The 11,833-nt window shown below is 73.7% G+C and carries 10 protein-coding genes; 7 read left to right on the plus strand and 3 right to left on the minus strand.

Going from position 1 to position 11,833, the window contains the following annotated elements:
• The first annotated feature begins 2 nt into the window (after window positions 1–2).
• The 5 genes from abmR to AB0L25_RS03200 all read left to right on the plus strand — a co-directional run bounded on the left by abmR (window position 3) and on the right by AB0L25_RS03200 (window position 5,204).
• Window positions 3–524, plus strand: coding sequence for an ATP-binding transcription factor AbmR (gene abmR / locus AB0L25_RS03180; protein ID WP_500168063.1), 522 nt, complete (start codon window positions 3–5; stop codon window positions 522–524).
• Between the two features lie 149 nt (window positions 525–673).
• Complete coding sequence (locus AB0L25_RS03185; protein WP_500168065.1) at window positions 674–1,297, plus strand: hypothetical protein; 624 nt, start codon at window positions 674–676, stop codon at window positions 1,295–1,297.
• Between the two features lie 190 nt (window positions 1,298–1,487).
• On the plus strand, window positions 1,488–2,324 hold the full coding sequence (locus tag AB0L25_RS03190; RefSeq protein WP_500168067.1) for an isoprenyl transferase: 837 nt from the start codon (window positions 1,488–1,490) through the stop codon (window positions 2,322–2,324).
• Between the two features lie 111 nt (window positions 2,325–2,435).
• Window positions 2,436–3,806, plus strand: a complete 1,371-nt coding sequence (gene phoH2 / locus AB0L25_RS03195; RefSeq protein ID WP_500168069.1) for an RNA 5'-3' helicase PhoH2 — start codon at window positions 2,436–2,438, stop codon at window positions 3,804–3,806.
• 441 nt (window positions 3,807–4,247) lie between these two features.
• The gene (locus AB0L25_RS03200; protein WP_500168071.1) at window positions 4,248–5,204 is read left to right on the plus strand and encodes an aggregation-promoting factor C-terminal-like domain-containing protein; all 957 of its coding nucleotides are present in this window, start codon (window positions 4,248–4,250) and stop codon (window positions 5,202–5,204) included.
• Window positions 5,205–5,221: 17 nt separating this feature from the next.
• On the opposite strand, the gene AB0L25_RS03205 is transcribed toward AB0L25_RS03200, so the two are convergent.
• The 3 genes from AB0L25_RS03205 to AB0L25_RS03215 all read right to left on the minus strand — a co-directional run bounded on the left by AB0L25_RS03205 (window position 5,222) and on the right by AB0L25_RS03215 (window position 9,871).
• Window positions 5,222–6,613 carry a class II fumarate hydratase gene (locus AB0L25_RS03205; RefSeq protein WP_500168073.1) on the minus strand — a complete coding sequence of 464 codons (1,392 nt, stop codon included), beginning with the start codon at window positions 6,611–6,613 and terminating at the stop codon, window positions 5,222–5,224.
• Between the two features lie 87 nt (window positions 6,614–6,700).
• Complete coding sequence (locus tag AB0L25_RS03210) at window positions 6,701–7,969, minus strand: serine/threonine-protein kinase (protein WP_500168075.1); 1,269 nt, start codon at window positions 7,967–7,969, stop codon at window positions 6,701–6,703.
• 261 nt (window positions 7,970–8,230) lie between these two features.
• Window positions 8,231–9,871, minus strand: coding sequence for a fumarate hydratase (locus tag AB0L25_RS03215; protein WP_500168077.1), 1,641 nt, complete (start codon window positions 9,869–9,871; stop codon window positions 8,231–8,233).
• A 173-nt stretch (window positions 9,872–10,044) separates the two neighbouring features.
• Here AB0L25_RS03215 and pdxR point away from each other — a divergent pair, with 173 nt between their 5' ends.
• Window positions 10,045–11,451 carry a MocR-like pyridoxine biosynthesis transcription factor PdxR gene (gene pdxR, locus AB0L25_RS03220; RefSeq protein ID WP_500168079.1) on the plus strand — a complete coding sequence of 469 codons (1,407 nt, stop codon included), beginning with the start codon at window positions 10,045–10,047 and terminating at the stop codon, window positions 11,449–11,451.
• Between the two features lie 29 nt (window positions 11,452–11,480).
• Window positions 11,481–11,711: a hypothetical protein gene (locus AB0L25_RS03225; protein ID WP_500168081.1), complete on the plus strand. Its 231-nt coding sequence runs from the start codon at window positions 11,481–11,483 to the stop codon at window positions 11,709–11,711.
• Window positions 11,712–11,833 lie beyond the last annotated feature (122 nt).

Raw genomic sequence — 11,833 nt, forward strand, 5'->3', positions numbered from 1 at the left:
ACATGAGTACGAACGAAGCGGCGGAGGAGCTCCGGGGCTGGTTCACCGGACGGCTCCCGGAGGACTGGTTCGAGGGGAGGATCGAGGTCGTCCTCGACCGGGAGGAGGTCAGCGTGGTCGGCCGCCTCCCCGAACCCGGCGCCGCGGACGGCGTCTCCGCGACGGAGCGCGCCGCGCTCGTCGCCGGGCACGTCCGGCGGTTCCGGGCCGACACCCGCGACGAGCGCATCGCCATCGCCCGCGAGGCCGAGCGGCGGTTCGGGCACAAGGTGTCGTGGGGCGTCGAGTGCGGCGGGGAGCGGGAGATGTTCACCACCCTGTCCGTGCCCGTCATGACCCGGCTACGGCAGCCCGAACGCCGCGTCCTGGACACCCTCGTCGAGGCCGGCGTCGCCCGCAGCCGCAGCGACGCGCTCGCCTGGTGCGTCCGGCTCGTCGGCCGCAACACCGACGAGTGGCTCACCGAGCTGCGCGCCGCCCTCGAGCACGTCGAGCGCGCCCGCGCCGCCGGGCCCAAGCCCTGATCGCGGCCGCGGGCCGGGACCCCGGCCCGCGGCCGCGACCCGCCGGGACGGTTTCATTGCCCGATCCCGGGCTCCGGTGGATGTGATCATGGTGGTGACCTCGCCTAGGGTGCGGGGATACCGCCGCGATCGGGAAGGGGGCCGGGGGCGTGAGGACGCTGCGCTGCCTGGACGGCTCCGCCCTCACCGTGCTGCCCGTGCCGTCGTTCGACCGCGGCGGCGTCCCCTTCGAGGTCACCCTCGAACTGCGCCGCGACGGCGCCGCGTTCGGCGCCGTCGGGGAGCGCTGCGGCTACTTCCTCGCCGACGCCGCCGCGCGGCTGGCCGCCGCCCGCGCCGACGGCTCCCCGCAGGCCGCCCGCTGGCCCGACCCCGACGACCGCTTCCCCGGCCGGGACGCCGGACGGGACGGCGCCCCCGCGCGCGACCCCGAACTGTTCGCCTTCCGCTACCGCGACCGCGGCGACGTGATGAGCACCGGCGAGCTGCGCTGCACCGTGCGGACGTCCTCGCTGTGGGTCGGGCGGCAGCAGTCCGCCGCCGGACGCTGGCGGGTCGCGCGGCGCGCCGTCCTGGAGGCGTGGGGCGCGGGCGGCCGCGGCGTCCGCGCCGTCCTCACCTCCACCGAGCTGGTCCGGTTCCTGGACGGCCTGCTCGCCGAGGCCGACCGCCTGCAGCGGCGCCCGCAGCCCCGCCGCACCGGTCCGATCCCGGCCGTCCAGAGCTTGGCCGGAGCGGGCCGAACCGGACGAAACCGGCGTCTCGAGCGCTAGCCTCGTAGCAGCGGGACGGCCGGAGAGGTACCGCCGCCGCGCCATAATTGAGCGTCCTTCCCGCACGGGACGACCGCTCGAAGGGACGCCCACCATGGGGATTCGGCGAACGCACAGGAACCGGGACGGCGCGCGCGGGGACCGCGTGCGCGGAGGCCGCCTGGGCGGGGGCCGCAGGGGCGGGGACGCCGTGCGCGAGCGCATCGCGGGCGCCGGCACCGGCGACGGCCCGCTGTCCACCGCGGTCCGCCGCAGCGGCCCGTACGCGGCGTTCCGCGACGTCGTCTACCGGATCTACGAGCGCCGCGTCGAGTCGTCCCTGCCGACCGACATCACGCCCCGCCACGTCGGCGTCATCCTGGACGGCAACCGGCGCTGGGCCCGCTCGATGGGGCTCGCCGACGTCAACACCGGGCACCAGGCCGGCGCGCGGAAGATCTCCGAGCTGCTGCACTGGAGCACCGAGGCGGGCGTCGAGCTCGTCACGCTCTGGCTGCTGTCCACCGACAACCTCAACCGTCCGGCGAACGAACTCGAACCGCTGCTGCGGATCATCGAGAACACCGTCCGCGGGCTGGCCGCCGAAGGATGGCACGTCAAGCCGGTCGGCGCCCTCGATCTGCTGCCCGCCGAAACCGCCCGTGTCCTGAAAGATGCCGGCGAAGCCACATCGAATGCCCCGGGCCTGATTGTGAACGTCGCAGTTGGGTATGGGGGTAGGCGTGAGATCGCTGATGCGGTGCGCTCTCTGCTCGTCGAGCAGGCGAGCCGTGGCACCAGCATCGAGGAACTCGCCGAGTCCCTCGACGTGGAGCACATCGCGGAGCATCTCTACACGCGCGGCCAGCCGGACCCCGACCTGGTCATCCGCACGTCGGGGGAGCAGCGTCTCTCCGGCTTCATGCTCTGGCAGAGCGCCCACTCGGAGTTCTACTTCTGCGAGGTCCACTGGCCGGACTTCCGCAAGGTGGACTTCCTGCGGGCCATGCGCTCGTATGCCGCGCGGCACCGGCGCTACGGTACCTGACGGTCGGCCTCCGACCCCCACCGCCCAAGGCCGCCCCCGGACCGGGGGACGCGGCCGCACGGGGGCGGACTGTTGCGCCACCGGTAGTTCCCCATACGTCAGGGAGATCGAGTGGCCACAACCTCCGCGCGCCGCCCCGGCTCGTCCGGGACCACCACCGGAACGTCCGTTCCGGACACGCGGCGCACGTACGTCCTCGACACCAGCGTCCTGCTCGCCGACCCGGGGGCGATGACCCGGTTCGCCGAGCACGAGGTCGTACTCCCCATCGTCGTCATCTCCGAGCTCGAGGCCAAGCGGCACCATCCCGAGCTCGGGTACTTCGCCCGGCAGGCGCTGCGCACCCTGGACGACCTGCGGCTCGCGCACGGCCGGCTGGACGAGCCGCTGCCGATCGAGGGCCCGGACGGCGACGTCGGCGGCACGCTCCGCGTCGAGCTGAACCACGCCGATCCGAGCGTCCTCCCGGACGGCTTCCGGCTCGGCGACAACGACACCCGGATCCTGTCGGTGGCCGGGTGGCTCGCGCGCGAGGGCCGCGACGTCGTCCTGGTCTCCAAGGACCTGCCGATGCGGGTGAAGGCGTCCGCGGTGGGCCTCGCCGCCGAGGAGTACCGCGCCGAGCTCGCCGTCGTCGAGTCCGGCTGGACCGGGATGCGCGAGCTGGAGTTGCCGGGCGGCGTCGTCGACGACCTCTTCGAGGCGGGCCAGGCCGAGATCGAGGAGGCGCGCGACCTGCCGTGCCACACCGGCCTGCGGCTGCTGTCGGAGCGCGGGTCCGCGCTCGGCCGCACGCTGCCGGACAAGTCGGTGAAGCTGGTGCGCGGCGACCGGGAGGTGTTCGGGCTGCGCGGCCGGTCCGCCGAGCAGCGGATCGCGCTCGACCTGCTCATGGACGAGGACGTCGGCATCGTCTCGCTCGGCGGCCGCGCGGGCACCGGGAAGTCCGCGCTGGCGCTGTGCGCGGGCCTGGAGGCCGTCCTGGAGCGGCGGCGGCACCGCAAGGTCGTCGTCTTCCGGCCGCTGTACGCGGTCGGCGGGCAGGAGCTCGGCTACCTGCCCGGCTCGGAGAACGACAAGATGTCGCCGTGGGCGCAGGCCGTCTACGACACGCTGTCGGCCGTCACGACCCCGGACGTCATCGAGGAGGTCCTCGACCGGGGGATGCTGGAGGTGCTCCCGCTCACCCACATCCGCGGCCGGTCGCTGCACGACTCGTTCGTCATCGTCGACGAGGCGCAGTCGCTGGAGCGCGGCGTGCTGCTCACGGTCCTGTCGCGCATCGGCGCGGGCTCCCGGGTGGTGCTGACGCACGACGTCGCGCAGCGCGACAACCTGCGGGTCGGGCGGCACGACGGCGTCGCCGCGGTGGTGGAACGTTTGAAGGGCCACCCGCTGTTCGCGCACATGACGCTGACGCGCTCGGAGCGCTCGCCGATCGCCGAGCTGGTGACCGACATGCTGGGCGACGTCACCGGCTGACGTCCCGCCACGTACCGTGCCGCCCCGGTGACCGTCCGGTCACCGGGGCGGCGTAGTTTGCGCCACATCGCCCTTTACCGACCGTGATCGTCAGGCAGCCGTCAGTTAATCTGTGGCGAAGGTCACAGGGTGCCGGGGCGTGTCGCCGAACCGCAGGTCGGACCGCCGTTTCCGGGTCGTTACCGGGGAGTTGACAACGCGGTCGCCGTCGGCTCATGTCTCGTTTCGGTTGCGGAGCGGCCCTCGGCCTCGGGCATTGTGGCTCCCCGTAAGCACCCCCAGAGCGGTGTACCGGGCCCGCCGCGCCCCGCGCACGCGGGACGCACGGCGCCCCGGACCGCTCCGGGCCGCGGCCGTCCCGCCTTCGGACGGCACGGGCGGCGGGGGGTGGAAGCCGCTCGCGCGCGTGCCCATGCGCGCGCGACCGTCGGAAGGACCGCCTTGTCCGGAGACCGTCCCGGGTCCCCTAGGCGAGACGAACGACAGCACCTCGGCCCGCTTCCGCACGAGGAGGACGTCCGCGTCGCCGGACCGTCCCCCGCGGAGAAGCCCGGGACGGCGGGCGGCGCGCCGGGCGGCGACACGCTCGGCCTCGCGGCCGTCCCCGGCGACCCGGAGCGGCCGGCCGACCCGAACGACACCGCATGGGACCTGCCCGCCGCCGAGCCGCCCGCCGCGGGCCTCCGCCGCGCCGGCGGGCGCCGCAGGGCCGCCGCGACGGGCTCGGCCCGCCGCAACGGGCTCCGGGTCGCCGCGGTCGCCGCGGGCGTGGCCGTCGTGGTCGGCGGCGGGACGGTCGCCGCGTTCGCGCTCACCGGCGACGGCGAGACCACCGTCGAGCCGACCCGGCCGCTCGCCGACGCCGCGGCCCCCACCCCCACGATCGACCCGAAGGTGCTGGAGAAGCTCCGGCACGAGAAGGCCCTCGAACGGGCCGCGCAGCAGGTCCGGCGGGACGGCGGCGAGAAGCTCGACCTCCAGGCCGTCGGCAAGCCGCTGCCCACCAAGAAGCCCACGCCGACGAAGACGCCCGAGAAGAGCGACGACGACGACGGCGGCGGCTCCACCGCGCCGGTCTCCGACCCGGTCCCCGCCGGCGAGGCCCAGCGGATCGCCAAGGCGATGCTCCCCGACTTCGGGTTCGGCGGCGACGGCCAGTTCGGCTGCCTCGTCAAGCTGTGGGACAAGGAGAGCAGCTGGAACGTCCACGCCGACAACCCGTACTCCGACGCGTACGGCATCCCGCAGGCCAACCCCGGCTCCAAGATGGCGTCCGCCGGCCCCGACTGGCGGAACGACGCCCGCACCCAGATCAAGTGGGGCCTCGGCTACATCAAGGACCGCCACGGCACCCCCTGCGGCGCCTGGAACAACTTCCTGAACAACGGCTCGTACTGACGCGGGACGGGCGCCCCTCAGCGGGCGCCCGTCATCCCGAGGACGTCCAGCGCCTCGTCGAGCTGCTCCAGCGTCAGCCGGCCGGCGTCCACGTGCCCCCGCTCCAGCACCACCTCGCGGATCGTCCTGCGCTCCGCGAGCGCCTGCTTGGCGACCTTCGCCGCCTCCTCGTAGCCGATGTACCGGTTGAGCGGCGTGACGATCGACGGCGACGACTCCGCGTACTCGCGCATCCGGTCCGCGTCGGCCTCGATCCCCGCGACGCACCGGTCCGCGAGCAGCCGCGACGCGTTCGCCAGCAGAGTGATCGACTCCAGCACGTTCCGGGCGAGCATCGGCAGCATCACGTTCAGCTCGAAACTCCCCGACGCGCCGCCGAACGCGACCGCCGCGTCGTTCCCGATCACCTGCGCCGCGACCTGCGTCACCGCCTCCGGGATCACCGGGTTCACCTTCCCCGGCATGATCGACGAACCGGGCTGCAGGTCCGGCAGCCGGATCTCCGCGAGCCCCGCCCGCGGCCCCGACCCCATCCAGCGCAGATCGTTCGCGATCTTGGTGAGGCTCACCGCGATCGTCCGCAGCGCGCCGCTCGCCTCCACCAGGCCGTCCCGCGCGCCCTGCGCCTCGAAGTGGTTCCGCGCCTCGGTCAGCGGCAGCCCCGTCGCCCGCGCGATCTCCGCGATCACCCGCGGCGCGAAGCCGTCCGGCGTGTTGATCCCGGTGCCCACCGCGGTCCCGCCCAGCGGCAGCTCCGCCAGCCGCGGCAGCGCCGCCTCCAGCCGCTCCACCCCGTGGTTCACCTGCGCCGCGTACCCGCCGAACTCCTGGCCGAGCGTCACGGGCGTCGCGTCCATCAGGTGCGTCCGGCCCGCCTTCACGACGGTCGCGAACTCGCGGGACTTCGCGTGCAGCGCGTCCCGCAGGTGCCGCAGCGCCGGGACCAGCTCGTCCACCACCGCCCCGGTCGCCGCGATGTGGATCGAGGACGGGAAGACGTCGTTCGACGACTGCGACGCGTTCACGTGGTCGTTGGGATGCACCGGACGCCCCAGCCGCTCCTCGGCGAGCGTCGCCACGACCTCGTTCGCGTTCATGTTCGACGACGTGCCCGAGCCCGTCTGGAACACGTCGATGGGGAACTGGTCGTTCCACTTCCCCGCCGCGACCTCCCCGGCCGCGTCGGCGATCGCCGCGGCGAGATCGTCCTCGAGCACCCCCAGCTCGGCGTTCACGACCGCCGCCGCGGCCTTGATCCGGCCGAGCGCCGCGATGTGCGCGGGCTCCAGCGTCCGTCCGGAGATCGGGAAGTTCTCCACCGCCCGCTGGGTCTGCGCCCGCCACTTGGCCGACGCCGGAACCCGGACTTCCCCCATGGAGTCGTGCTCGATCCGGAAATCCTCGGTCATCTACGACACCTCCCGCCGGGGTCCTTCCCCGCTCCTCTCGGGACAGCCGTCCCCGGAACACCGGCATTCCCCGGCGGGGTGTGACCTTCAGCCCCCGATGTTCCGCGTCACCGTGAGGTTCTTGCGCTCGCCCGGCGCGCCGCCCGGCTCGTGCCGCCCGTTCACCCACACGTCGCACGCCGAGGCGTCGTAGATCACCGCGTTCAGCCGCTGCTGCTCGTACTTGCGCGCCTCGCCGCGGCCCAGCGTCTCGTCGCTGAGCACCGTCATCGCCTCGCCCGGAACCGACACGAAGATCTTGCAGGCGTCGCTCTTCGCCCGCACCACCAGCGTGCTCGACGCGACGCCCGCCGGGGCGCCCGCGCCCGCCGCGGCGCTCGTCGTCGGGGGCGGCGCCGCCGGGGGCTCCGGCCCCTCCCGCATCATCCCCACGATCAGCGCCGTCGCGCCGACCCCGCAGGACGCGACGGTCGCCGCGACGAGCGCCGCCACGACCGTCAGCCGGTACCGGGGCGTCGCCGGGCGCCGTCCCGACCGCGGCCCCGACATCGCCCGCTCCAGCCGGTCCGCCGCCCGCGCGTGGCTCAGCCGCCGCGTCGGGTTCTTCTCCAGCAGCCCGGTGATCACCGGCCCGAGCGCCCCCGCGTTCGCCGGAACCGGCGCGGACTCGTTCGCCAGCGCGCTGAGCGTCGCCATCACGTTGTCGCGTTCGAACGGCGGGCGTCCCTCCAGCGCCGCGTACAGCGTCGCGCCCAGCGACCACAGGTCCGACCGCGGCGTCGCCTTCTCGCCCGCGGCGACCTCGGGCGCCACGTACGCGGGGGAGCCCATGAAGTGCCCGGTCTTCGTCAGGCTGGCCGACCCCGACGAGAACGCGAGCCCGAAGTCCGTGAGCACCACCCGGTCGCCGTCCAGCAGGACGTTGCTCGGCTTGAGGTCGCGATGGACGATCCCCGCCCGGTGCGCGGTGCCCAGCGCGTCCAGCAGCTTGCGGCCGATGTGCCCGACCCGGTCGGGCGGCAGCGGCCCGGACCGCTCGATGAGCTCCTCGAGGCTCGGCGCCTCGATCAGCTCCATCACGATCCAGGGCCGCCCCTGCTCGATGACGACGTCGTACACCTCGACGATCGACGGCGTGCGCAACTGCGCGGGCGCCCGCGCCTCCCGCAGGGTGCGCCGGTAGAAGACGACCCGGTCGTCCTCGGAGAGGTCCTCGGGGAGCCGCAGCTCCTTGATCGCCACGGCGCGGTCGAGGAGCTCGTCGTGGCCTCTCCACACGGTGCCGTTGGCACCTTGGCCTATTTCCGAGACCAGCCGGTAGCGCGTCGCGAGAACGAGGCGCTCAGACTGAGACATGGGCGAAAAGATACCGGAGTAGCCATCCGGTCATCCGGCAGTCTCACGACGAAGTTGGATTTGGGGTCGATACCGTGATCTATCACCCCCACCCCGCCCCCACCCGGGTGGAGGGGGGCCGCCCCGCGCGCGGCGGGCGGCGCGAGCGGGTGGAGGGGGGCCGCCCCGCGCGGGGCGGGGCGGCGCGAGCGGGTGGGTGGGGCGGCCGCTCTTCCCGGGCGGCCGGAGCGAGCTTTGCGAGCGTAGGCCGACCGTGGTCCGTCAGCGGCGGCCGATGGTGAGGACGGGGCCCGAGGTGTCGGCGAAGAAGTCCTCGCCCTTGTCGTCCACGACGATGAAGGCCGGGAAGTCCTCGACCTCGATCTTCCAGACGGCCTCCATGCCCAGCTCGGGGTACTCGAGGACCTCGACCTTCTTGATGCAGTCCTGGGCGAGCCGGGCGGCGGGGCCGCCGATGGAGCCCAGGTAGAAGCCGCCGTGCGTCTTGCAGGCGTCGGTGACCTGCTGGGAGCGGTTGCCCTTGGCCAGCATGACGAACGAGCCGCCGGCGGCCTGGAACTGCTCGACGTAGGAGTCCATCCGCCCGGCGGTGGTGGGGCCGAACGAGCCGGAGGCGTAGCCCTCGGGGGTCTTGGCGGGGCCCGCGTAGTAGACGGCGTGGTCGCGCAGGTACTGCGGCATCGGCTCGCCCGCGTCGAGCCGCTCCTTGATCTTCGCGTGCGCGATGTCGCGGGCGACGACGAGGGGACCGGTGAGGGAGAGCCGCGTCTTCACCGGGTACTTCGACAGTTCGGCGCGGATCTCGTCCATCGGCCGGTTCAGGTCGATCTGGACGACCTGGTCGTCGAGCTGGTCGGCGGTGGTGTCGGGCAGGTACTTCGCGGGGTCGGTCTCGAGGCGCTCGAGGAGGACGCCCTCGGCGGTGATCTTGGCGAGGGCCTGCCGGTCGGCGCTGCACGAGACGGCGATGGCGACCGGGCAGGACGCGCCGTGGCGGGGCAGCCGGATCACGCGGACGTCGTGGCAGAAGTACTTGCCGCCGAACTGGGCGCCGATGCCGAGCTTCTGCGTCAGCTCGAACGCCTGCTGTTCCAGTTCCACGTCGCGGAACCCGTGCCCGAGGGGGGAGCCCTCGGTCGGCATCGAGTCGAGGTAGTGCGCCGACGCGTACTTCGCCGTCTTCAGCGCGTACTCGGCGGACGTGCCGCCGACGACGATCGCGAGGTGGTACGGGGGGCACGCGGCGGTGCCGAGGGAGCGGATCTTCTCCTCGAGGAAGGACATCATCCGCTTCGGGTTCAGGACGGCCTTCGTCTCCTGGTACAGGAACGACTTGTTCGCGCTGCCGCCGCCCTTGGCCATGAACAGGAACTTGTAGGCGTCGCCCGGCGCCGCGTACAGCTCGATCTGCGCGGGGAGGTTGTTGCCGGTGTTCTTCTCGTCCCACATCGAGACGGGCGCCATCTGCGAGTAGCGCAGGTTCAGCCGCGTGTACGCGTCGTAGACGCCGCGCGAGAGGTGCTCCTCGTCCCGGCCGTCGGTCAGGACGTGCTGGCCCCGCTTGCCCATCACGATCGCGGTCCCGGTGTCCTGGCACATCGGCAGGATCCCGCCGGACGCGATGCCCGCGTTCTTCAGCAGGTCGAGGGCGACGAACCGGTCGTTCGGCGAGGACTCCGGGTCGTCCAGGATCCGGCGGAGCTGCGCGAGGTGGGCGGGACGCAGCAGGTGCGAGATGTCGCGCATCGCGGTCTCGGTGAGCAGCCGCAGCGCCTCCGGCTCGACCTGCAGGAACGTTCGTCCGTTCGCCTCGAAGGTGGAGACGCCCTCGGTGGTCAGCAGGCGGTAGTCGGTGTCGTCCGTTCCGAGCGGCAGCAGGTCGGTGTAGGAGAACTCAGGCATCTCAGGCAGATCCTCGCGCGATTCCGATAGGGGCCGCCTCACAGGGTACGGCTCCGGTCCGGCGGATCGGCGGGGGCGTCGGAAGGTCCGCCGGAGAAGGCGAAGATGTCGCCAGATCGTGGACCAATGGCCGGTCCGTGACACAAGTCATACCTTCGGACGCTGAACGTGGTGTGACCGACCTTCATCTCCCACTCGACCGGTCCGCGGGGCGGCTGGCGGCGCAGATCGCCGCCGGCTTCCGCGCGGGCGTCCGGTCCGGCCGGCTGACCGCCGGGACCAGGCTGCCGTCGAGCCGAGACCTCGCCCGGGACCTGGCCGTGTCCCGCGGCGTCGTCGTCGCCGCCTACGAGCAGCTCACCGCCGAGGGCTTCCTGATCGCCCGGCGCGGCGACGGCACCCGGATCGCGCCCCTCGCCCGCCCCGACGACCCCCCGCCCGTCCCGTCCGCGCCCGTGGTGCCGGGCGCGCGCACCCCCGTCGACCACGACCTGCGCCCCGGCAGCCCCGACCTGGCGGCGTTCCCCCGCGACCGCTGGCTGGCCGCCGAACGGGCGGCGCTGCGCACGCTGCCCGACGACGCCCTCGCCTACCCCGACCCCGCGGGGGCGCTCGTCCTGCGCACCGAGCTGGCCGGTTACCTCGGACGCGTCCGCGCCGCGCACACCGACCCCGATCGGGTCGTCGTGACGAACGGGGTGGCGCACGCGCTGTCGGCGCTGACCCGGCTGCTGCGCGCGGACGGCCACACCGTGCTCGCCGTCGAGGACCCGACGAGCGCCCGGCAGCTCCCGATGCTGCAGGCCACCGGCGTCCGGCTGGTGCGGGTCCCGGTGGACGACCAGGGCATCGACGTCGCGGCCCTCGCCCGGACGGACGCGCGCGCGGTGCTCGTCACGCCAGCGCACCAGTACCCGACCGGCGTCGTCCTGTCCCCGGAGCGGCGCGCCCGCCTGATCGCGTGGGCGCGGGACGCCGACGGGCTGATCATCGAGGACGACTACGACGCCGAGTTCCGCTACGACCGGGAGCCCGTCGGCTGCCTGCAGGGGATCGACCCGGAACGGGTCGTGCTGCTCGGGTCCGTCAGCAAGGCGCTCGCGCCCGCGATCCGGCTCGGCTGGGCGGCCGTCCCGCCGCCGCTCGCCGCCCGGCTGCGGATGCACCGCCTGCACACCGACCTCGGCACGCCCGTCCTGCCGCAGTACGCGCTCGCCGAGTACCTGCGGTCCGGCGGCTACGACCGGCACCTGCGCGCCATGCGGCGCCGGTACCGGGCCCGGCGGGACGCCCTCGCCGACGCGATCCGGCGGCACGTCCCGGGCGCCCGTGTGCACGGCGTCTCGGCGGGCATCCACCTCTACGTGGAACTCCCCCGGCAGTGCGACGAGGAACAGGTGATCGCCCGCGCGTCCCGCGCCGGACTGGCGGTGGCGGGCGCCCGCCCGTTGTGGTCGCCCGGACGGGCTGCGCACGCGCCGCCCGCGCTCGTCCTCGGCTACGCCGGGCTGGGGGAGGGGCGCCTGGTCAAGGCGGCGGAACTGCTCGGTCAAGCGGTTGTATCGGGTGCTCACGGGTAAGAAAAGGATTCCCGGTGTAGGAGGTACGGATGAGTCTGGAAGAGGCGGCGCGGCAGCTGAAGATGGCCGTGCACGACGGGCAGGTCGCCTTCGACTGCGTGGGGCTGGGCGACCTCGCGCGGGCGCAGGAGCACGCCGTGACCCTGCGCGCGGCGGCCGACGCCGCCGAGGTCGCGCTCGCCCGGGCGATTCAGGACATGACCCCCGAGGAGGCGCAGGCCGAGGGCGAGCGGGCCGTCGTCGCGCTCGAGGAGAGCTGACCGGTCCCCGCGACCGGCGCACCGAGTCCCCGGGCCCGCACCTGCCCGATCACGGCGTCCGGGTCGCGGGTCATCCAGTGCAGGGCCGGGTTGGACGCGACCGCGTCGAACGACTCGCCGAC

The organism is Spirillospora sp. NPDC052242 (assembly GCF_040679555.1).
Taxonomy (GTDB): Bacteria; Actinomycetota; Actinomycetes; order Streptosporangiales; family Streptosporangiaceae; genus Spirillospora.

What these genes read in the sequence shown, in the direction of transcription:
- abmR (WP_500168063.1), top strand. Translation starts at nt 3, where the DNA reads ATGAGTACGAACGAAGCGGCGGAGGAGCTCCGGGGCTGGTTCACCGGA.
- AB0L25_RS03205 (WP_500168073.1), bottom strand. Translation starts at nt 6,613, where the DNA reads ATGACCGAGGATTTCCGGATCGAGCACGACTCCATGGGGGAAGTCCGG.
- AB0L25_RS03210 (WP_500168075.1), bottom strand. Translation starts at nt 7,969, where the DNA reads ATGTCTCAGTCTGAGCGCCTCGTTCTCGCGACGCGCTACCGGCTGGTC.
- AB0L25_RS03215 (WP_500168077.1), bottom strand. Translation starts at nt 9,871, where the DNA reads ATGCCTGAGTTCTCCTACACCGACCTGCTGCCGCTCGGAACGGACGAC.
- AB0L25_RS03225 (WP_500168081.1), top strand. Translation starts at nt 11,481, where the DNA reads ATGAGTCTGGAAGAGGCGGCGCGGCAGCTGAAGATGGCCGTGCACGAC.